This window comes from Polaribacter porphyrae, assembly GCF_002954685.1.
In the GTDB taxonomy this organism is placed as follows: Bacteria; Bacteroidota; Bacteroidia; order Flavobacteriales; family Flavobacteriaceae; genus Polaribacter; species Polaribacter porphyrae.
On the sequence record NZ_MSCN01000001.1, the window covers coordinates 1390052 to 1412783 of the forward strand.

Sequence of the window (22732 nt, forward strand, 5' to 3'; positions counted from 1 at the left end):
ACATTTGTTAGACTATAAAAACCATAATATGGCAATATCTTTAAAAGGTGATAAAGAAATAAGTAGCGTTCCAAATACAAAAAGCAAAGCTTTGCGTATCAATTTAAATTCTGACATTTACGGAACTTTTGCAGAAATTGGTGCAGGGCAAGAAACCGCACGTAACTTTTTCAGATCTGGAGGCGCTTCTGGTACAATAGCAAAAGCTATGAGTGCTTACGATAAAGATTTTTCTGATGCTATTTATGGAATAGAAAAAGACAGGCGCTATGTAACCGAATCTCGTTTAAAGAAAATGTTGCGTCATGAAATTGACTTGATAGAAGATAGGTTAAGTAGAGAAAAACATCCAGACAAGTTATTTTTTAGTTATGCAAATACAGTAACTACTATCGATTTTGCTCGAAAGTTTAAAGGTCATGGCTGGGTAGGTATTCGTTTTCAGTTAGATCCTCTAGAAGATTATAATGAAATTGTATTACACCTTCGTTTTAAAGAAACAGATGCTCGTTTACAACAAGAAACTTTAGGTATTTTAGGTGTAAATTTAATTTATGGTGCTTTTTATTTGAATGATAATCCAAAAGAATTGGTAAAATCTTTTTATCACAATTTAGGAAATCATCAGATTGAAATTGATATGATTAATTTTTCTGGCCCACGTTTTATGTATGTAGATAATAGATTAATGAGTCTACAATTACTTAAAAACGGAATGACAAATGCAGTAATGTTCGGTCCTGATGGAAATAATTTATTGCCTGCACAAGTACTTTATAAGAAAAACATATTGGCATTAAGAGGTAGTTTTAGACCTGTTACTAAAGTAAACATGGATATGTTTGAGCAGTCTAAAAAAATGTTTTTAGAAGAAAATAAAGTTAAAGAAGAAAAAACACAAGTTATTTTCGAAATTACGTTAAGTAATTTATCAGCCGAAGGTAAAATTAACGAAAGAGACTTTTTAGATAGAGCAGAATTATTGTGTTCTTTGGGGCAAAATGTAATGATTACCAGTTTTCAACAATACTTTAAATTGGTGGAATACTTTAGCGAATTTACTAAAGAGAGAATGGCTCTTGCTATGGGAGTTTACAACCTAATCCAAATTTTTGACGAAAAATACTACAGAGACGTAAGTGGTGGAATTTTAGAGGCTTTTGGTAAGCTATTTTATAGAGATTTAAAAGTTTATATGTACCCTTATCATGACCAAGAATCTGATGAATATATCAATAGTTCTAACTTAAAAGTTCATCCAAGAATGAAAGAGCTATACAAATTCTTTAAAAACAATGGTAGGCTTTTAGATATTAAAGATTTTGATAAAGATATTCTCGATATTTTCTCTAGAACAGTTCTAAAAATGATTAGAAATGGTGAAGATGGTTGGGAAGAAATGTTACCAGAAGGTATTGCAGAAACTATAAAACAAAAAAGACTTTTTGGCTATTCTAGAAGCAGAAATCGAAGATAAATACACTTTTTTTTATTTTAATTAAACCTTTTTAGTATTTTTCTGTCTTACAGAAAACATGGTTTTTTTTGATAATAAAAGATACTTTAGTTGCAGAGCTTAAAAACAGCTCAACCAAAGAAAAAGCGTTCCGAAAATTGATTACTCAATACAAAGAACGCTTGTATTGGCACATACGTAAAATTGTAATATCTCATGATGATGCTGATGATGTTTTACAAAATACATTTATCAAAATATTTAAAAGTATAGATAAGTTTAATGAAAAAAGTAAGCTCTATTCTTGGATGTATAGAATTGCTACAAACGAGTCAATCACTTTTATAAACAAAAGAGCAAAACAAAGAAATGTAGATATTTCTGATTATCAAGAAACATTAGCAAATACATTAGAAAGTGACATATATTTTTCTGGTGATGAAATTCAAATTATTTTACAAAAAGCTATTGCTACTTTACCTCAAAAACAACAACTTGTTTTTAATATGAAGTATTTTGAAGAATTAAAATATGATGAGATTTCAGAAATTTTAGAAACTTCTGTTGGTGGGTTAAAGGCATCTTATTTTCATGCTGTAAGAAAAATTGAAAAGTACATTAAAACACAAACCAATTAAACCTTTTTAAAAGTTAAAGGTCTAAATAACAATGGAAAGAGAATTAAAAAATAGTGCAAATTACATTCAAGAAAAAGCAGGTAAGAAAACTGGTTTTAATACGCCTTCAGATTATTTTGATGCTATAGAACAAAGTGTTTCTTCTAAACTGTCTGAAGAACAATTTAATAAAGAAAAAGCCTTTGAGGTACCTAACAACTATTTTAATAATTTAGAAAGTACAATTTTAAGTAAAGTAGCTATTAAAAAAGAACCTAAAGTAGTTTCTTTTAAAGAAAGAATATTAAAAATAATACCTTACGCAGCTGCTGCATGTATTGTTCTATTTATTGGGTCGAATATGCTTACATTTAATAAAAATACAGACATTCTAATTTCTGATAATGAAATTGAGTTTTGGCTAGAAACTAGCACCATACATTCTGATGATATTGCATCAGTTTTTGAAGAAGATATTTTAGAAGAAAACGATTTTTCTTTAACTACAATAAAAGACGAAACTATTGAAGATTATATAAATACTATTGATAACTCTTCAATATTAAATGAAATAAATTAAAAAATATAAATGATGAAAAAAATAATTTTATTATTTCTAATTACTTTTTTATCTACAATTAGTGTATCTGCACAGATGAAAAAAGGCAGTAGAAAAAAAATTAAAGCTCTAAAAATTGCATACTTAACAGAGCAATTAAACTTAACTAGTGATGAGGCTGAAAAATTTTGGCCTATCTATAATGATTATGACTTAAAGCAACATAAACTTCGCTCTAAAACTAGAACTGCAATGAAAAACGCTATTAGAAAGAAAGGAGAAATTGATGCTATTTCTGAAGTGGATGCAAAAGAATTAATATCATCTAAACTAGATACTGACAAAAAAATTTATGAACTTCAAAAAAGTTTTATTAATAAATTAGAGAAATTTTTATCTTATAAAAAAATAATTAAGCTACAGGTTGCAGAAATTGAGTTTACAAGAAAATTAATGCGAAAATATAAGCGAAAAAGAAAAAATGATGATGAATAAAAAAGGGAGCTATATAGCTCCCTTTTTTATTTGCTTATTAAATTCATACAAGTATATAATTCTGGTTTGTTGGCAGTAAATTGTTTGAGCCATATTGTTAACTCATCAATTTCATAAGGTAACAATCTACTTAATGCTTTTTCAAGTTCTTTACAAAACAACTCTGAATTAAAACTTACTTTCTTTAAAATCGTTTTTGTGTATTCAAACATTGCTCTAGCCATTTTTATCTAATTTAATATAAAGTTAAACGTAAAATTTCACTCTTTATTACTTCTCAAATTTAATAAAAAAACCAACATCAAAAAATGATGTTGGTCATAAAATTTTGTTTAAAAAATGTTAATTAAATAGCATTTGCTTTATCAACTAATTCTTTTGCTTTCTCTTCTAAATCTTTATGAATTGCTTTATAGTGTGCTTTTTTATTTTCTACATTATTTGCATTTACTCTAGCTATTAAATTATCAAAAGCTTCAATTGCTTCGTCTACGATTGGGTCTGCTTTTTTAGCTTCATTTTTAAGTGTAGCTACATCTAATGTATAGGTAATAACATCACCCAAAACATAATTAATATCTTTTTTTAAGTTTTTTATACTTGCCATATTCTCTTATTTTATTGCTAATGCAAAGTTAGCTTATTTATTTAAAAAAACTTTAAAACATCTTTTATATTTGATAGTGTTTTATAATTTGTTGTAGAGGTTTCTTGCACTGTAACTTCTTCGTGTATCCAAGTAGTATGAAAAGGGATGTGTATAGCAGACGCCCCAATTTCTACCAATGGTAAAACATCAGATTTTAGAGAATTACCAATCATTAATAATTCTGAAGGTTTAATATCTAAATGCTTAATTAATTTTTTATAATCTTTTGTTTTCTTATCGCTCATCACTTCTATGTGATGAAAATAGTTCAGCAAATTCGATTTCTCTAACTTACGTTCTTGATCTAATAAATCACCTTTTGTGGCTACAATCAATTTGTATTTTTGTTGTAAGTTTTGTAATACATCTTCAATACCATCTATCAATTCTATTGGTTTTTCTAACATTTCTTTACCAATATTTATAATAGATTCGATGGTTTTTGAAGATATTTGATAATTAGAGATTTCTAATGCACATTCTATCATTGATAAAATAAAACCTTTGATGCCATAACCATAAAAATAAAGATTATCTATCTCTTTTTTAAACAGCTCTTGGTCTATTTTATTTTCTGTTTCATATTTAGATAATAGCTTTGCAAATTGATGTTCTGCTTCTCTAAAATAAGTTTCATTAACCCACAAAGTATCATCAGCATCAAAGGCAATTACTTTAATATTCTCATACATTTTTTAAACGGAGTTTGGCTTTTTCTAAATCTTCTGGAGTGTCGATTCCTATAGGTATATTATTGGTTTCTAACATCTTTATCTTCTTACCAATTTCTTGATATCGAATAGCTTCTATTTTTTCTGAAGCTTCTAAAGGTGTCATTGGTGTTTTGTAAAAATCGAGTAAAGCTTGTTTTCTAAAAGCATAAACACCTATATGTTTGTAATATTTTACAATAATTTTTTTATCTCTATGAAATGGGATAACACTTCTAGAAAAATAAATTGCTAAATTATTTATATCAGTAATTACCTTAACGTTATTTGGATTTTCGATGTCTTCTTGATTAGTAATTTCTACTTTTAATGATGCTAAATCTATTTCTTTTTTAGCATCAGTCTTAAACACTTTTATTAATTTTGATAGGGATTTTTCATCTATAAAAGGCTCATCTCCTTGTACATTTACAACAATATCTGTCTCAATATTTTCAACTGCTTCAGCAATTCTATCAGAACCACATTCATGTTCTTTTCTACTCATAATCACCTTACCTCCAAAATTTTGAACACTATCAAAAATAATAGTAGAGTCTGTAACTACATACACTTCATCAAATAATTTAGTATGTAAAGCCGCTTCATAAGTTCTCAAAATTACTGGTTTCCCTCCTAAATCTTTCATCAGTTTACCTGGAAAACGAGCTGCTTCAAAACGTGCAGGAATCATGGCAATTATTCTCATAAATATCTATTATTGATGCATCAAAGATAATATTTAAATGGATAGTGTTAATTTTTGTTTAATTATAAACCTAATTTTGAATGAACTTAAAAAATAAAATTATGAGAAGTATATTATGGTTGATTGCAGTAATTTGTATAATTGTATGGTTGTTAGGTTTTTTTGGTCTTGCACAAGGAATGCCTACAGGAAACTTAATCCACATTTTGCTAGTGGTAGCAATAATTAGTGTTTTATATAATTTAATTACAGGTAGGCGACCTATGAGATAAAATATTAAGAATATTTAAAAATTAGAAAAGTCTAAAAGTCTAAAAGTCAAGTTTAGGCTTTTTTTTATGGTATTTTTTAAATTTCATGGTAATGATTGTAAAATTATACTGTAACATCTAGCATTTTCTGTACACTAATATTATATTCACATAAAATAAATAGAACAACTTGATATGGGTATATTTTGGGATTTGATGCAACAATCAGCAATTGAGAAACAGTCTAAAAAAGCTGATAATTTAGAAGACAGAGTTTCTTTTCTAGAAAAAGAGCTAAAAGAAACAAAAACATTATTAAGAAAAACACTACTAGAACTAGAAAAACATCTAAATAAAGATATTGATGGTGATGGAATAAGTGGTTAAATATAAAATTTTAGTATTCTTCAAAAAAATGATTAATATTTTTAAAAAAACCAGAAAAGAGTTTATGGTAAAAAATAAATCTTCTAAATATCTTAAATATGCAATTGGAGAAATTGTACTTGTTATGATAGGTATTTTGTTAGCTATGCAAATTAATAATTGGAATGAAAATAGAAAGCAAAAAAATGAATTTAGCACCATTTTAAAAACTATAAAAGAAGATCTTAAAAGAGATACATTAATAGCTGGCATTTTAATTAAATATTATAAAAAAATTGAAGAAAACAGTTTAAAAATTATCAATAAAAAAATTAGTAGAGAGAATTACAAAGAACATCCAGAAACAAAAAGTTTAGTAAGCAGGTATAGGTCATTTACAATTCAGAAAAAAGGATATGAAATGGTTAAAAACTTCAACTCAAAAAACGAAATACAAAACGATTCTATTTTTACAACAATTTCTCAATTTTACACTGCCTTTATTCCTATTATTGAAGATAGTAATGGTTTTGTTAAAAAAGAAGTTTTGTCTAACATAGAAGTTTATAAAAAATATGACTGGTATGTAGATTGGACTCAAGGTAAGCTTACTCCAAATATGATTATTTATTTTACAGAAAGCGAAGAGTATAGAAAACAAGTAGCTTCACATAACTTATTAGCTGGTAAAAATCATTTACTTTTTATTACTGCTTATAAAAAAAGTGCTATTAAGGTTATTCAACTAATAGATAAACAAGTACAATAAAAATGGACGGTTTCAATATAATCATGATTATTGCAATTATACTTTTTGCTAGATTAGGTATTCGTTTATTTATACTCTATAAGAAAAGTAAAAAAGAAAAACCTTAAAAGCAAATTAGTTAATGGCATAAATTTTGACAATAATTAAAAAATTGAAGCAAATTAAAATGTAGATTTTTAAATCTAATATTTAGTATATTTGTTTTGCAATCTATTTGTCTGTGATTAAAAATATTTCTTTCGTATTAAGCTTACTTTTTTTTACAAATGTATATAGTAATCAAAGAGCCTTATTTGTTGATGGCTTCAACAATATATTGGGTAGCCCTAGTAAAGAAAATAAACTATTAGGTTTTGCTAAAAAAAATAATTTCAACACACTTATTCTTTATGAGTTAAATAAAATAGATAAAAGATTTCCGTTAACGGATACTAGAAAAAATAGTGTTCTAGCAGATTTTATAGCAAAAGCAAAATTAAAATATGGTATTCGAAAAGTAGGGGCTTCTGGTGAAAGTGCCACTTTTTTTATAGATATAGTTCAGGTCTATAATAATTCAAGACCAAAACCTGAAGAAAAGTTTGATATTTATAATTTAGAATTCGAATACTGGTCTAAAAAGGCTTCTAGCAACAAAGGTTACTACTGTGAAGGCTATTTAAGAGATAATAACCAACCATGTAATAGACAAGGTTCTTTCAACTATTTTTTAGAAAGCTTAAAAAAACTAAAAAAACTAGCCAAAGAAAGTAAACACAATATATTAATTGAAGCTTATGTTGGTTATTATACACAAAAGGAAATCTCTAAAATCAGTAAATATTGCGATCGCTTACTAATTCATACTAATGGAAAATCTCCAAAAATATGTTTTGACTCAACACTAAAAAATTTAGAGTATTTATCTAAAATAAATAGTAATATAAAAGTATCAATTTTCTTTTCAGCTAGAATGAATGGAATGGGTTATTGGCTTAAATTTGATAGCTTAGATAGAGGAGAAAGTTTATTTAAGAACCAAAAAAACAAAAAAAATAATACGTTAAATGGTATTAACGGTATTGATGGATTTGCTTACCACACCTACTCTTACCTAGAAAAATCTATAAGCTATAACTCTTACAGAAAAAACTAATTTTAGTAAAAAACTAAAAAAGTTTTGGTAAATTTCTTTTTTTTTATAATTTAGCACTTTATTATAACCCCTAACCCCCATCATTATGAAGTGGAAGACCCCTATGTTCCTAATCATATTTCTTTGCCTAAACTTTTACAGTTTTGGTTCTAATCGAATTCTTTATGTAGATCAATTTTATCATATACTTGGTAATGAAAACAAAGAAGATAATCTTTTGCGTTTTACCAAAGAAAATGGTTTTGATAAAATTATTCTTTACGATTTACATAAAATCAATAGAGATTATCCGCTTGCAGATGCCAGTAAAAATGAAATTTTAGCTCGATTTATTTTTAAAGCTAAAATTAATTTTGGTATTAAAGAAGTTGGAGGCTCTGGAGAGAGTGGTGAATTTTTTGTTAAGGCTATTCATGCCTATAACAAAACTAGAGTTAATCCTAAAGAAAAGTTTGATGCTTACAATTTAGAATATGAATTCTGGAAAGAAGATGCTTCAAAAGATGGGGGATATTATTGTAACAATTACATGAAGAAAAATGGAAAATCATGTAATAGAACGAACTCTTTTAATTTCTTTTTGAAATCTTTAAAAACAATGAAGAGTTTAGCTGATAATAGTACTCATACTATTAAAGTTGAAGCTTATGTTGGTAAATACTCTAGAAGAGAAATCCAAAAAATATCTAAATATGTAGATAGACTTTTAATACATGTATATGTAAGAAATCCAAAAAGTGGTTACAGTTATGCAAACCAAAGGCTTGAGTATTTATCTGAAGTAGAAAATATGCCTAAAGTTTCAATAATATATTCTTCAGAAACCTTATTCATGGGAGGCTGGTTAAAGTTTAACTCATTAAAAAAAGGAGAAAAAATATTTATTGATAGTATGCACAAAAGAAATAAAGATTTGTTGAAAAAAATAAATTTTACAAATTTCACGTACTATAATTACAACAAGCTATCTAAATCTGTAAAATATTATAAACACTTAACAAAACTAGCTTATAATAATGATAAAGAAAGTTCAGATAATACATTGTTAGCTGCCAAATAAAATTAAAAATCGAAGTAAGCAAACCATATTTTATTCACCTGAATAGCTAACAAAATTTCTTGGAGTTTCGTACAAAGTGATTTTTAAATCTAAAGTTTCAGGCAAGTGTTTTCTTAATTTATCAAAGGTAACAACACAAATATTTTCTGCTGTTGGATTCAAATTTTTAAATTCTGGTACCTCGATATTTAAGTTTTTATGATCAAAACACTCTTCTATTTCTGACTTAATCAAATTTCTTAATATACCTAAATCATAAACATAGCCAGTTTCCTTATTAATTTCTCCTGTTAGTGAGACAATTAATTCATAATTGTGTCCATGATAATATTCGTTACTACATTTATTGAAAACTTCAAAGTTTTTTTCGTTACTCCAATCTTTTCTATATAATCTATGTGCAGCATTAAAATGAGCTTTTCTATGAACTGTTACTTTAGGCATCTGTTAGTTTTTGATAAGATTCTTTAAAAATAATTTTAAACCATTCTGTGTAATTATCTGGGTTTTGCTGAATATCATTCTTCACATCCTCAAGCATCATCCATTTATAACTCTCAACTTCTTCTTTATTTATATTTGGTTCATTATCAAAACGACCAATAAGTACATGATCTAGTTCATGTTCAGTCAAGCCATTATCAAAAGGAGCTTTGTAGATAAAAGAAAATACCTCTTTCAAATCTGTAGTAAAACCCATCTCTTCTTGTAACCTTCTTCTGCCTGCTTCTACATTGCTCTCTCCTTCTCTTTGATGAGAACAACAAGTATTTGTCCATAATAAAGGAGAATGATATTTAGATGCTGCTCTTTGTTGCAACATCAATTTTCCTTTTTTATTGAAAATAAATACTGAAAAAGCTCTATGCAAAACAGCTTTTTCATGAGCCTCCATTTTGGGCATTAAACCAATCTCGTTATCTTTTTCATCAACCAAAACTACCAATTCTTCCATAATTGCAAAGATAAGACATGGAAACAATTTTTAAACCCAAACTTTGTCAAAAAAAATATAAATTGTTTTTTGTTGTTAAAAACCGCTCCCTGGAACTTCTGGACTTGAGGCTTGTGCTCTTTGAGGATTTAATAATATATAAGTGCTTAATGCAGTTAACGAAGCATATTTTCCATAATCTTTAATCTTTTTTAGAGCCTCTTTACGAGTAATTTCATCGTTATTTTTTGTGTTTTTCATAATTTTATTTTGAAATTATCGTTTAGTTTTATTCTAAAATTATCTTTTTATGTAAGTTCCCTTTTTCTGTAACTAGCGTTATTAAATACACTCCTGTTGATAATTTTGGTAAAGAAACATCTTTGGCATCATTGTTTGAAAATGAAGCTTTTACTATTTTCTTGCCTATCAAATTGTACATTGTAAACTCTGCTTTTGCATATTGTAATCCTTCAATTCTAATGGTATTATTCTTTATCATATACATACTAATATTTGTTAAAAGATTATCTTTAACTGATAATTTTTTTGATGAAATATGTAAATAAAACCTACCTACATCTTTTAAATTAGTACTGCTAGTAATTTTATAATTTGAGTTTTCGTTCTCAAATTTTGTAAATATATTTAATAACCTATCTTCCAAATAAATATTAAGATTTGTAGGAAAATTATTAGCTTCAACTGTAAACTCAATTTCTTTATTTGCTCCAGATGTTACTCCAATTGGAATAATAATTTGCTCTAAATTATCTTTTGGTAACGCTTGTATTGCAAACTTTGTAGCAGTATCATTAGAAACTAAATTTGTGAAAATTTCAAATTCAGGATTTATTCCTGAAAAAGTACCAACATCAGAACCAATATCTAGACCAATAGTTTTATTAGCTATATATCTTATTTTTGTGGATGAAGTATTTTTATTTTCTTTGACTTTTAAAATAATTTCAGGAAAAGTTGTGTTATTCTTCAGAAATGTATTTCCAGTTTGATGTGTCTGCATATTTTCTGTAAAGTTTACAAAAGTGCCTCCATTATCTGGAGCGTGAACAAAAAATGCTTGCCCAGGCGCAATATAAAAAGCAGCATCATCTATAGATTTTACTTCATAAGGAGGTGTTCCATTCCAAAAATACAAACCAGCTCTTACTGGGTCTAAATTACCTGCATCAATATTTGTCTTTAAAAAATTGTGAGTTGCATTAGCTAAATTATTTCCATATAAGGTGGCTGTATATGGGTTTCCTACCAAATTCCATCTATTTCCAGCAGGATCATCACCCCCATCAGTTATAGGTATATTTTTATCTGTTGTATTTAAACTTCCTGAAAAATTAACTGTTCCAGCAGCAATACTTTTTTTAATAGAATATCCTTTTGCATCTTGAAAATTTCCTGCGGATGTAATGCTGTTTCCTCCAGAAGCTGTTGTGTAATAATTCCATCTTGATGCAGAAACTACAGTATTTACATAAGGAGCAATTGCATAGTTATTTCCATTAGTTGCTACATTTCCAGATAATGCATTGATGTTTAGACCATTTACTGGAGAAGTAATTAAGTGCCAATTTGTAGTTAAATATCTTAAATAATTCACATTTTGAGAACCAGAATAACTTCCATTTACGATTAGAGAACCATTAGAATTCGCATCAGACAAGATATTGAAAGTCCCATTTTGCGTAATATCTCCATTTATAGTTAATCCATTTCCTGATAAGATATTTATTGTGCCTCCTACATTTATATTTAAAGAAGCTACAGTAGTATTAATTATATTATAAAAAACTGTTTTTCCTGTTTCAATAACAACATTATCTGTACTTATTGGCAATGCTGCTAAAGACCAATTGCCAGTGTCTGACCAATTACCAGATGAAGGTAAAAATGAATTTGTATTTCCTGCTAAAGTGCTAAATGTTTGTACAGCTCCATAACTTGTTCCTTCTGCATTAATTGCATATGCTTTAAAAGAATAATTAGTGCTTAACAAAAAGTTATTTATCGACTTTGAAAAAACACCAGTTCCTGTTCCATTAATATCTTTTGTAACTCCTGTGCCGTTTATTAGTGGATTTGAATTTGTGCTAGAAATGGAGTAGACAATTCCCCTTTCTGTTACAGAAGAACCTCCATCTACAGTTACATTTCCTGCCAAAGTAACAGATGTTCCTGAAATAGAACTTGCTGCAGTTGTAACCACTGTAGGTGGAACATTTGACGTAGTAAAACTTAAAGTTGCTCCATAACTTGTTCCTACTGAATTTGTTGCATAAGCTTTGTAAGCATAAGTAGTGCTTGGTGCTAATCCTGTAATATTTTCAGAGAAAACACCTGTTCCTGTTCCATTTTGTTCTTGTTGTACTCCAGTTCCACCAATTTCAGGATTAGAGTTTGTACTAGAAACTGCATATACAACTCCTCTATTAGAAACAGTAGCTCCTCCATCAGCAGTTACATTTCCCCCAAAAGTAGCTGCTGAAGCTGATATATTTATAGCGTTTGAAGAAGTTACTGTTGGTACAACAGTACTAACAACTGTTACCCAATTGATATTATCTATTCCTAAATTTCCTAAATCAGAAGCTGAAATTACAATTTTATCAACTTCATTAAAATTTGAATTTGATGTAAAAATTGAGTTTGTACCTGAAACTGTATGAGATTGTGTTCCTGTAGACATATTGTTTTTAAAACCTTCTATAGTTAAACTGTAACTAAAAGCAAAACAACTAAAAACATTATCAAAACGTATAGTTCCTAAATTAAATTTATTACCATTTACTGTTTCAATTGTCCAAGTTGTAGAAGAAGTATTACCAGCATAAATATGGCTCATTCCATTAGTTCCACAACTTGGTTCTGCAGTTCTATAAATATGATTTGTTGCTGCACCTCCTGAAATTGTGAATCGAAACGTTTCTCCATTATTTGTTATCAAATAAGGGTTTGCTAATATTTGTCCTGCTGTATGACTTTGATCATCAAAAGTTATGGTTTGCGAATAGATTGTATTTACAAATAACGCTATTGCTAAAAGAAGTAAATTGTTTTTCATATTATTTCTGATTTTGTAAGTTTTTCAAAAAGTGATGATTACATTATTTAATGAACTTTTTAGTCAATTGCCCTTTATCAAAAGCGATATTTAAGATGTAAATTCCTTTAGAGAATCTATTTATGTTGATATTACTCTCTTTTCCAGATTTTATCTTGGAACCATTAATATTGTAGAGACTATAGCTTTTAAATAATAAATTATTTGAAGTCGTAATTTCTATTTGATCATCAGACGTTATCAATTTCACATTATTTTTAATATCAAAAGTTGATGTACTTAAAGACGCGTCTTCTGTAACCGAATTAAAACCAGTCCATTCTGCATTTGTTCCTGTTACATAGCTTGCCATAGATCCAGCAGGAATTGTTAAATCAATACCACTTCTGTCTCCTGCAAAAGTATCCCAAGTAGCATCTGTATTGATATTTGGAGCTGTAGAACGCATTGCTGTAATATTGGTTAATGAGTTATCTAAAAAGCAAGCATTACCAAACAAACTAACACTACTTGGTATTGTTAATGTTGTTAATTGGTTATCTCTAAAAGCCTCTTGGTTAATTGTATGAAGACCGTTTTCTATGGTTAAACTTGATAGCAAATTTTCTTTAAATGCTCTTTGATTAATAACACCAACGTTACTTGGAATTGTAAGTGATGTTAGCTTATTATTTAAAAATGCATTTTTTTGTATTATGGTTACATTACTAGGAATCGTTAAAGACGCTAACAAGTTATTTTGAAAAACATAAGGCTTTATTTCTGTTAAAGCATTAGATAGTGTTACTGACGTAAGTTGATTATCTTCAAAAGCATTTTCATCAATATCTGTAACCGAATTTGGAATTACAATATTCGCCAAACTATTGTTCTTAAAAGCACTTTTACCTATGCTTGTAACAGAATTTGGAATATTAAAATTAGTAATGTTATTGGTTCTGAAGGCATTATCACCAATTGTTAGGATACTATTAGGAATAGTAATTCCTGTTAAATTATTATTATAAAAAGCCCAATCGTCAATAGCATTTACGGTAAATGATGTAGAGGCGTGAGTTACTGTATTTATTATTACAACATTGGAACCACCTGTACTATCATAATCGATAGTTTTTACTTCGTAAGGCATTGGGGAAGTTACTTGATACGTTATGTAATTATTGATAAAAAATTCTGAAACCGATTTAAAACCCGTCCACAAAGCACCTGTATTATTTACATAAGCGTCTTCTGTACCAAAAGGAAATAATAAATCAATGTTACTTCGATTTCCTCCAATATCAAAAGTATCATCAGGACCAGTTAAAGTAGTTATTGTTGGTGGATTTGTAGGATGAGCAATTATCTTTTCTAATGGGTTTACCCTAAAAGCACCTTTACCAATTGTAGTAACATCTTCTGGAATAGTAATTAGCTCTAAATCATTTCCTTGAAAAGCATAATCTCCAATAATTTTTAAACTACTTGGTAAAATAATACTTGTAAGATTATTAGATTGAAAAGATTGCTTACCAATCTCCACAATAGTATCTGGAAAAGTAACACTTGATATTTGAACTCCTGTTACTGAATTTCCTGAAAAGGCTCCAAAACCTATAGTTGTAACCTTATATACAATGCTATTGTGAGTTACTGTTTCAGGTATATTTACAGCTGTGCCACCTGCATTATTGTAATCTGTAATGTCTACTGTTTTCTTTTGTATAGAGGTAACATTATAAGTAATAAAATTACTTGTAAATGTTTGAGATTGCCCCACATAGAAAATAAGTAAGGCTACTAAAGTAAGTACTGTTTTTTTCATTTTTTTAAATTTTGATTTTTAATATCTAACTAAAGTATTTTAGTGATAGAAATAATCATCTTAAAAAAAGTTGTTTGTGATAAAAACAAGGATAAAAGTGATGAAAATTGTATCATTTATTTTTTGATTTAAAATGAAGATATAAATCAAGAAACAAAAATTAAAACCCTTGAATCATTTGTTTTTATTGGTATTGTGACAAAAACCTATTAAATAGTGACAAACACAAAAAGCTATATATAAGAGGTTTTTGAAATAGTACTACCTTTGTTGAAAACATTTTTATTGAGGTTACAGTATCATATTTTTATCTTCTTTTTTTGCGTGCAAACAAGCCATGCTCAAACACATATTTACCAACATTTTGGTGTAGATGAAGGGTTGCCAAGCTCTGAAGTATATGATATTTATCAAGATAAATTAGGATATATTTGGTTTGCCACAGACAAAGGGTTATCTCGTTATAATGGTTATGAATTTGAAAATTTTACCACAGAAGATGGTTTACCAGGAAATACATTTTTTGATTTTTATCCTCAAAAAAATGGGCAAATTTGGTGTTATGAATACCATAGCCAAAAATTTCTTTACTTCAATGAAGTTTTTGACGGTTTTACAGTTTACAAATACAATGACTTATTAAAATCTGAAATTAATTCTCATACCGTTTTAAAAAATGTTGTAATTAATAAGAATGGTTCTTTACTTACAGGTGGCTATGGTCTTTCTGGTTTAATTACAATTGATAAAAATGGTAATACAAAACATCTTTTTGATAAAAACTTTTACCTTACAAAATCAAAATATTTTTCTAAACTAGGTTTTGATTTAAAGACAAAAACTTTTTTTTTATTAAATTATGATTATAAACTAAATTCAAAGTATTTTTTTATTAATAATAGGTATAAACCAAGCTCAAGAATAGAGGTTGTACCTCTAAATAAAACCCAATCTCTATTTATTGATAGAAAAATAGGGTTGATTAACAATCAAAAACTATTAAAATACTATAATACCAAACCAAATCCTATAGGGATTAAACGTATAAACGATAGCGTATTCTTTGCTGGTTATTACACAAATGGCGCAGATATTAGACATATTTCAGGAAAAATTATCAAAAAATTTTTATCCAAAAAATCAGTATCAAACTTTTTGTTGGATGCTGAAGGTGGCTATTGGTTTAGTACTTTAAATGATGGTGTTTACTATGTTAAAAATCCTAAAATAAAAGTTTTAACTCAAGACCATATTTCATCTTTAGTAAAAACAAATGATAATAAATTATACGCAGGGTTTCATAATGGAGACATTGCACGTTTACATAAAAATCGATTTGAATTTTTGTATAAAGGTTTAAATACTGATAAAGCTATGGTAGAACTCAATGCAGTAACCAATGAAGTGTATGGTTATGCTGATACTAATTTTATAAACTATACTACAAAAAAAACCTTTGATATAGAAAGCAGAAAATTATCAGAAAACATAGAGGATGGAATTATATCTACTGGCGGTTTTATTTACAATTCGCTTATTAATAATAATGTTACAGAGGCAGAAATTAGTAAAAATGCACAAGATGTATGTTGGTATAATAATCAGCTTTTATTGGGTACTGCATTTGGATTATTTACTTTTAAAAATGATACCATAAGTAAGTTTCAACCTTCAAAAATACTATCAAAAAGAATAGATGACATTGACTTAAATAAAAACACAAATACACTCTATATGGCAACACAAGGTTATGGTCTTGTTATATATTCGGATGATATTTACAACATAAATAAACAAAATGGATTGACAAATGATATTGTAAGTGAAGTTCATATTGAAAACGATACTACAATTTGGGCATGCACTAATACTGGTTTAAATAGAATTTCATTTAAAAAAGACAAAACCTATATTATTACTACAATTACAAAAGATGATGGCTTATTAAGTAACGATATTGATGATGTCGAAATTATAAACGATACAGTTTGGGTTGCCACAAAAAAAGGATTATGTTATTTTAAAAAAGATATTTTAGAACAGAAAAACGCATCAAAAATTATTTCGCTAACACTTAAAAAAACAACTATAAATAGTAAAACACTAACTAAAAAAAAAGCAAAACTAAACTACAATCAAAACAATATTAGCTTTACATTACAAGCAATCTCACACAATAACAGCAACAAAATTAACTATTTGTATCGTTTAAAAGAGATAGATACCACTTGGTCAAAAACTACCAATAGAAAAATTCGTTTTCCTTCTTTAGCACCAAGAAATTATACTTTTCAAGCCAAAGCTGAAATTGGAAATAGCATTAGCAAACAACAAATAAATTATACTTTCGTCATAAAACCACCTTTCTGGAAAAGTTGGTGGTTTTATTGCTTATGTACACTTCTGCTTTGCGGATTAATCTATTTATTCTTTAAGATTCGTGTACTTACTTACAACAAAGATATCATCAGAGAACTAATGCGTGTAGCTATAAAACGCATAAAACGTGAAGAACAATTTTACAACTTTAGAGCAAATGGAGAAGATTTTAAAATTCCAACAAAAGAAATTCAATACATTAATTCACAAGGTAATTATTTAGATATTATTACCGATAAAAAAAACTACACAATACGTTGTAAAATTGGCGATTTTATAGCCACAACACCAGACGCTTTAGAATATTTGAGAGTACATCGCTCTTACATTATCAGAATTGAAAAAGTATCTAGTAAAGGAAAAAACTGGGTTGTCATAAAAGATAAAAAAATACCAGTTGGCGAAACCTATTTGAATACCTTAAATAGAATTCAATTTTAGATTTTGTATTTATAACTTTTCACTTACAGCTTGTATAACAAAAATTTCTACTGTTTTTATCTGCTGATGAATTATCTTTGATGCAAATTAAAAACTGATAATTACACGTGAAAAATTTTCTCAAAATATTTTTTTGGATAGCAATTATAGCTTTCTATCAATGCAAAGAAGAGAGAAAAACCACTAAAAAAGATGATATAGTTACCCCTAAAAAAAATATCAAAGAAAAAGAAATAAAAAAAGTAGTAAAATCTTGGGATAGTTTAAATAGTAAAAATGTCGAAGCTTTTCTAACAGAATATGGTAAGCAAAATCAAGAAACAAAAGTTATTATTAAAACCAAATTTGGCAATATAAAATTACGATTATATAAAGATGTACCTGTCCATAGAGCAAATTTTATATTTCTTACAAAAATTAAATATTTTAATACAACAGTAATTTATAGAGTTGCCAAAAACTTTGTAATACAAGGTGGCAATTCAGATAATATGTACACTCAAAAACAACGTAGAAAGTATGGTAATTATCTAATGAAACCAGAATTTAGAAAACATAGAAAACATAAATATGGTGCATTAGCAGCTGCTAGACAATGGGAAAAAAATCCAAATAAATTATCAAGCCCTTTTGAATTTTATATGGTACACAAAAGAAATGGAGCACATCATCTAGATAATGAACATACCGTTTTTGGTGAGGTTGTTAGCGGTTTTGATACGATGGATAAAATTTCTAGAGTAAAAGTTGGTGTTGATGAATGGCCAATCAATGATATACAAATGACGATTGAAGTTTTGGATTAAAAGCCCCTTTGCATTTCAGGTACTTTCCAAAAAAGGGAAAGTTGAGCAAATTTATATGTCTTTTTAAATTACCTTTTTTTAATTCGTGAATTCGTATTTTAAAATTTATACCAATCAAAATCTTTAAAATCTATGTCATTTTTTTTCAAATCTAATAACCACTATCTCACAGAGAACCCTTGCGAAATTTAATAGAATAAAACCTATATTTGCACCTCAATTTTTGTAAATGAGTTTTTTAGAAGAAATAGCACGTAGAAGAACATTTGGTATCATTTCGCATCCAGATGCAGGTAAAACTACTTTAACAGAAAAATTATTATTGTTTGGTGGTGCCATACAAGAAGCTGGTGCAGTAAAAAACAATAAAATCAAAAAAGGTGCTACTTCAGATTTTATGGAAATTGAGCGTCAAAGAGGTATTTCTGTAGCAACTTCTGTACTAGCATTCATCTATCAAAATAAAAAAATAAACATTCTAGATACACCTGGTCACAAAGATTTTGCTGAAGATACGTTTAGAACTTTAACTGCTGTAGATAGTGTTATTGTTGTAATTGATGTTGCTAAAGGTGTTGAACCACAAACTGAAAAATTGGTTGAGGTTTGTAGAATGCGAAACATACCAATACTGGTTTTTATTAACAAGTTAGATAGAGAAGGTAAAGATGCTTTTGATTTATTAGACGAAGTTGAGCAAAAACTAGGTTTACGAGTAACACCAATGAGTTTCCCTATTGGAATGGGCTACGATTTTAAAGGAATTTATAATATTTGGGAAAAGAAATTAAATCTTTTTTCTGGTGATAATAAAACTGGAATATCTGAAGGTGTAGAATTTGATGATTTGTCAAACCCTGAATTGGATAAAGTAGTTGGAGAAAAAGCAGCTACAACTTTACGTGAAGAAATTGAATTAATTGATGAAGTATACCCTGCATTCAATCAAGAAGAATATTTAGAAGGAAAATTACAACCTGTATTTTTTGGATCTGCATTAAATAATTTTGGAGTTAAAGAATTATTAGATGCTTTTATAGAAATTGCTCCTTCACCTCAACCAAAAAAAGCCGAAGAACGTTTAGTTGATTCCAAAGAAGAAAAATTAACAGGATTTGTGTTTAAAATTCATGCAAATATGGATCCTAAACACAGAGATAGATTAGCTTTTGTAAAGATTGTATCTGGGACTTTTAAAAGAAATGCTCCCTATTTGCATGTTAGAAATGGTAAAAAAGTAAAATTTTCTAGCCCAAATGCTTTTTTTGCAGAAAAAAAAGAAATCGTAGATGCTTCTTATCCTGGAGATATTGTAGGCTTGCATGATACTGGAAACTTTAAAATTGGTGATACGTTAACTGAAGGTGAAAAATTAAATTTCAAAGGAATACCGAGTTTTTCTCCAGAACATTTTAGATATGTAAACAATGCAGACCCAATGAAATCTAAACAATTATACAAAGGTTTAGATCAATTAATGGATGAAGGTGTGGCTCAATTATTTACTTTAGAAATGAATGGTCGTAGAGTAATTGGTACTGTTGGTGCTTTACAATATGAAGTAATTCAATATAGATTAGAACATGAATATGGTGCAAAATGTACTTATGAAAATTTAAGTGTGCACAAAGCTTGTTGGGTAGAACCTGAAGATCCTAAAAATGAAGAATTCAAAGAATTTAAAAGAGTAAAACAACGCTATTTGGCAAAAGACAAACAAGGTCAGTTGGTTTTTTTAGCAGATTCGGCGTTTACCATTCAGATGACACAAAGTAAATATCCTTCAGTAAAATTACATTTTACGAGTGAATTTAAAGATTAACAAAATGAGAAAAATAGTATTCTTTATTATAGCAACAATAAGTTTTCAAAGTTTTTCTCAAGAACTTACTTTAGATGATTTACAAGGAAAAGAATTACATAATACAATTCGTTTAAATTATATTTTAATAGATCAACCAGATGAAAAAGTAAACTACGCTTTACAACCAACTATGGGTTTTATTGGCTTAAACTATAATATCCCATTAAATAACTGGTTGTACACAGGTGCTGGTTTTCATACTGCTATTACAGGAGACCAAGGAGGGTTATTTACATTAGGAGTAAATCTTGGTGTTAATTTACCTATATATAAAAATTTATATTTTGATGCTAACATCCATTTTGGTGGTGGTGGTGGTTACAGAAGTTTAGTTGGTGGTGGTGGTATTTTATACCCTAATGCTGGTTTACAATACAAAACAAAAGGTTTTTCTTTTGGAATTCAATATGGTTATGTAAACTTTTTTACAAAAATTCAGAGAGATGATAATTTTTCTTTTTTTTTAGAAATACCAACAACAGTTAGAACAAGTTCTTATGCAAATGCACAGAAAACCTATGTAGCAAATAATGATTCTAAAGATAGTTTTTGGAAAAAACCAGCCGTAAAAAGTGTACAACAAATCACTTTTGATTACTTTTTTCCTTTTGGTAACTCAAGAACAGATGCAAGTACTAACCCTCAATACCAACAAATAGATAGAGTACTTTCTATTTTAGGTTTCGAATATCAACGCTATTTAACAGATAATACGTTTATCTATGCTCATGTAGATGCCATGTATGGAGGCTTAACTGCTGGTTTTATGGATATGTTTTTTGGAGTAGGTAAAAATTTTATCGAAACTAAATATGTAAACTTCTTTGCAAAAATGGGAATTGGAGCAGCTGGAGGTAGAATTTTCCCTGAAGGTGGTTTAACTGCTTATCCTAATATTGGTGCAGACATCAGATTAACAGAAAAATTTGGTTTAAGTTTACATGCAGGTTATCACAGATCTGTAGGAGGCATTGCTAGTTTTCAAGCATATACTGCTGGCTTTAGTTTAAAACATTATGGTTTAAGTGGTGGTACAAAAGATCCTTTTACTAACGAAAAAGCTACAAAAATTAAAACACAAGGAATACAAATTGGGGTTCAAAACCAAACTTATTATGATGTGGCTAAATTCGGTATTCCTAATAGTGATTTACAGATGATTGCTATCAAAATTTTATATGATATTAATAAACGTTTTTATTTAGCTGGTGAAGCTTCATTTGCCTATTTAGGTAAATCTGGAGGTTACGCACATGGTGTTTTTGGGTTTGGTATTAAGAGTAATACCTTTTTAAATGATAAATTTTCTGCATTTTTAGAAGCAAGTGCTGGTGTAGCTGGTGGTGGAAGAGTAGATTCTGGTGAGGGAATTTTAATAAGACCAACTGTTGGTATTAATTATCATGTAAATGATGATTTATCTTTTAACCTTTCTGGAGGACAAATGTGGTCTCCATTTGGCAATGTAAACTCGTCAAATATAAATGTTGGATTATCTTATGGATTATCCATTTTAAATGCAAAAAAATAACATATTCTGAACTTGTTTCAGAATCTTTATAATTAATAAATTAGAATAATATGAATAACGGAATTTACGCAAAATTCAAAACATCAAAAGGTAATATTTTAGTTCAATTAGAACACGAAAAAGCACCAGGAACAGTTGGTAATTTTGTATCATTAGCAGAAGGTAATTTAGAAAATTCAGCAAAAGATCAAGGAACTCCATATTATGATGGATTAAAATTTCATAGAGTAATCCCAGATTTTATGATTCAAGGTGGATGTCCTCTTGGAACAGGAACTGGCAACCCTGGTTATAAGTTCGATGATGAATTTCATCCTGATTTAAAACATGATGCTCCAGGAAAATTAGCTATGGCAAATTCTGGACCTGCTACTAATGGTAGTCAATTTTATATTACTCACGTCCCTACTCCTTGGTTAGATGGTAAACATACCGTTTTTGGTTCTGTTATTGAAGGGCAAGATGTAGTTGATGCTGTTGCACAAGGTAATACTATGGAAGTTGAAATTATTAGAGTAGGTGCTGATGCAGAGAGTTTTAATGCTGTTGAAGTTTTTAGAACTTTTGAAGGCTCTAGAGAAAAACGTGAAGCAGAAGAAAAAGCGAAACAAGCAGCATTATTAGATTCTGTTGCTTCAGGTTATGATGAAACTGAAAGTGGTTTACGTTACAAAGTTCTACAAAAAGGTGGTGGAAAACAAGCAACAAAAGGCGCTAAAGTGTCTGTACATTATAAGGGGCAATTATTAGATGGTACTGTGTTTGACTCGTCATACAAAAGAAAAAAACCGCTAGATTTTAATGTTGGTGTTGGTCAAGTAATATCTGGTTGGGATGAGGGTATTCAATTATTACAAGTTGGTGACAAAGCACGTTTGGTAATTCCTTCTGATTTAGCTTATGGAGAACGTGGTGCAGGTGGAGTAATACCTCCTAATTCAACATTAATTTTTGATGTAGAATTAATGGGCGTTAACTAAAAGAACATTTTTTATTTATTATAAGAACCTTCTGAATATTCAGAAGGTTTTTTTTCTTATAATAAATTTTATCAAAATTTTAAAGTTTGATTTACAGTATATTTAGTATCTTGCTCATATATTTTAATCTCTACAAAT

General features: G+C 28.4%; 23 protein-coding genes. 14 read left to right on the forward strand and 9 right to left on the reverse strand.

Annotated features, from left to right (window positions below; genetic code table 11):
* The first annotated feature begins 28 nt into the window (after window positions 1-28).
* The 4 genes from BTO18_RS06215 (at window position 29) to BTO18_RS06230 (ending at window position 3127) form a co-directional block, all read left to right on the forward strand.
* Window positions 29-1477 carry a nicotinate-nucleotide adenylyltransferase gene (locus tag BTO18_RS06215; protein ID WP_105015400.1) on the forward strand — a complete coding sequence of 483 codons (1449 nt, stop codon included), beginning with the start codon at window positions 29-31 and terminating at the stop codon, window positions 1475-1477.
* A gap of 68 nt (window positions 1478-1545) precedes the next feature.
* Entirely contained in the window at window positions 1546-2094 is a 549-nt protein-coding gene (locus tag BTO18_RS06220; protein ID WP_105015401.1) for an RNA polymerase sigma factor, read from the forward strand.
* A gap of 31 nt (window positions 2095-2125) precedes the next feature.
* Window positions 2126-2653, forward strand: a complete 528-nt coding sequence (locus tag BTO18_RS06225; RefSeq protein WP_105015402.1) for a hypothetical protein — start codon at window positions 2126-2128, stop codon at window positions 2651-2653.
* A gap of 12 nt (window positions 2654-2665) precedes the next feature.
* Entirely contained in the window at window positions 2666-3127 is a 462-nt protein-coding gene (locus BTO18_RS06230) for a sensor of ECF-type sigma factor (RefSeq protein ID WP_105015403.1), read from the forward strand.
* A 26-nt stretch (window positions 3128-3153) separates the two neighbouring features.
* Here the strand turns inward: BTO18_RS06230 and BTO18_RS06235 are convergent, their stop codons facing one another.
* The 4 genes from BTO18_RS06235 to kdsB all read right to left on the reverse strand — a co-directional run bounded on the left by BTO18_RS06235 (window position 3154) and on the right by kdsB (window position 5195).
* Complete coding sequence (locus BTO18_RS06235) at window positions 3154-3351, reverse strand: hypothetical protein (protein WP_105015404.1); 198 nt, start codon at window positions 3349-3351, stop codon at window positions 3154-3156.
* A gap of 122 nt (window positions 3352-3473) precedes the next feature.
* Window positions 3474-3734 carry a hypothetical protein gene (locus BTO18_RS06240; RefSeq protein ID WP_105015405.1) on the reverse strand — a complete coding sequence of 87 codons (261 nt, stop codon included), beginning with the start codon at window positions 3732-3734 and terminating at the stop codon, window positions 3474-3476.
* A gap of 41 nt (window positions 3735-3775) precedes the next feature.
* A complete protein-coding gene (locus BTO18_RS06245; RefSeq protein ID WP_105015406.1) occupies window positions 3776-4468 on the reverse strand; it encodes an HAD family hydrolase in 693 nt (230 codons plus the stop codon).
* Window positions 4461-5195, reverse strand: a complete 735-nt coding sequence (kdsB, locus tag BTO18_RS06250) for a 3-deoxy-manno-octulosonate cytidylyltransferase (protein WP_105015407.1) — start codon at window positions 5193-5195, stop codon at window positions 4461-4463. The genes BTO18_RS06245 and kdsB overlap by 8 nt, the downstream gene beginning before the upstream one ends.
* 101 nt (window positions 5196-5296) lie before the next feature.
* Here kdsB and BTO18_RS06255 point away from each other — a divergent pair, with 101 nt between their 5' ends.
* The 5 genes from BTO18_RS06255 (at window position 5297) to BTO18_RS06275 (ending at window position 8776) form a co-directional block, all read left to right on the forward strand.
* Window positions 5297-5467, forward strand: a complete 171-nt coding sequence (locus BTO18_RS06255; RefSeq protein WP_105017518.1) for a lmo0937 family membrane protein — start codon at window positions 5297-5299, stop codon at window positions 5465-5467.
* A gap of 174 nt (window positions 5468-5641) precedes the next feature.
* A complete protein-coding gene (locus BTO18_RS06260) occupies window positions 5642-5833 on the forward strand; it encodes a hypothetical protein (protein WP_105015408.1) in 192 nt (63 codons plus the stop codon).
* 28 nt (window positions 5834-5861) lie between these two features.
* Window positions 5862-6581, forward strand: coding sequence for a DUF6090 family protein (locus tag BTO18_RS06265; RefSeq protein ID WP_105015409.1), 720 nt, complete (start codon window positions 5862-5864; stop codon window positions 6579-6581).
* A gap of 220 nt (window positions 6582-6801) precedes the next feature.
* The gene (locus BTO18_RS06270) at window positions 6802-7716 is read left to right on the forward strand and encodes a hypothetical protein (protein ID WP_105015410.1); all 915 of its coding nucleotides are present in this window, start codon (window positions 6802-6804) and stop codon (window positions 7714-7716) included.
* An 85-nt stretch (window positions 7717-7801) separates the two neighbouring features.
* Complete coding sequence (locus BTO18_RS06275) at window positions 7802-8776, forward strand: hypothetical protein (protein WP_105015411.1); 975 nt, start codon at window positions 7802-7804, stop codon at window positions 8774-8776.
* Window positions 8777-8806: 30 nt separating this feature from the next.
* On the opposite strand, the gene BTO18_RS06280 is transcribed toward BTO18_RS06275, so the two are convergent.
* The 5 genes from BTO18_RS06280 to BTO18_RS06295 form a co-directional block, all read right to left on the reverse strand.
* Entirely contained in the window at window positions 8807-9220 is a 414-nt protein-coding gene (locus BTO18_RS06280; protein ID WP_105015412.1) for a 6-pyruvoyl trahydropterin synthase family protein, read from the reverse strand.
* Entirely contained in the window at window positions 9213-9731 is a 519-nt protein-coding gene (gene idi / locus BTO18_RS06285) for an isopentenyl-diphosphate Delta-isomerase (protein ID WP_105015413.1), read from the reverse strand. The genes BTO18_RS06280 and idi overlap by 8 nt, the downstream gene beginning before the upstream one ends.
* A gap of 75 nt (window positions 9732-9806) precedes the next feature.
* Entirely contained in the window at window positions 9807-9971 is a 165-nt protein-coding gene (locus BTO18_RS17600; protein ID WP_170063239.1) for a hypothetical protein, read from the reverse strand.
* 28 nt (window positions 9972-9999) lie between these two features.
* Complete coding sequence (locus BTO18_RS06290) at window positions 10000-12789, reverse strand: DUF8693 domain-containing protein (protein WP_105015414.1); 2790 nt, start codon at window positions 12787-12789, stop codon at window positions 10000-10002.
* A 43-nt stretch (window positions 12790-12832) separates the two neighbouring features.
* Complete coding sequence (locus BTO18_RS06295) at window positions 12833-14593, reverse strand: leucine-rich repeat domain-containing protein (protein WP_105015415.1); 1761 nt, start codon at window positions 14591-14593, stop codon at window positions 12833-12835.
* A gap of 324 nt (window positions 14594-14917) precedes the next feature.
* Between BTO18_RS06295 and BTO18_RS06300 the strand changes: the two genes are divergently transcribed.
* The 5 genes from BTO18_RS06300 (at window position 14918) to BTO18_RS06320 (ending at window position 22594) form a co-directional block, all read left to right on the forward strand.
* Entirely contained in the window at window positions 14918-17413 is a 2496-nt protein-coding gene (locus tag BTO18_RS06300) for a ligand-binding sensor domain-containing protein (RefSeq protein WP_146106884.1), read from the forward strand.
* 107 nt (window positions 17414-17520) lie between these two features.
* Entirely contained in the window at window positions 17521-18219 is a 699-nt protein-coding gene (locus BTO18_RS06305) for a peptidylprolyl isomerase (protein ID WP_105015417.1), read from the forward strand.
* Between the two features lie 229 nt (window positions 18220-18448).
* Window positions 18449-20041, forward strand: a complete 1593-nt coding sequence (locus BTO18_RS06310; RefSeq protein ID WP_105015418.1) for a peptide chain release factor 3 — start codon at window positions 18449-18451, stop codon at window positions 20039-20041.
* 4 nt (window positions 20042-20045) lie between these two features.
* Complete coding sequence (locus BTO18_RS06315; RefSeq protein WP_105017519.1) at window positions 20046-21614, forward strand: hypothetical protein; 1569 nt, start codon at window positions 20046-20048, stop codon at window positions 21612-21614.
* Window positions 21615-21664: 50 nt separating this feature from the next.
* Window positions 21665-22594, forward strand: a complete 930-nt coding sequence (locus BTO18_RS06320; RefSeq protein ID WP_105015419.1) for a peptidylprolyl isomerase — start codon at window positions 21665-21667, stop codon at window positions 22592-22594.
* Window positions 22595-22732 lie beyond the last annotated feature (138 nt).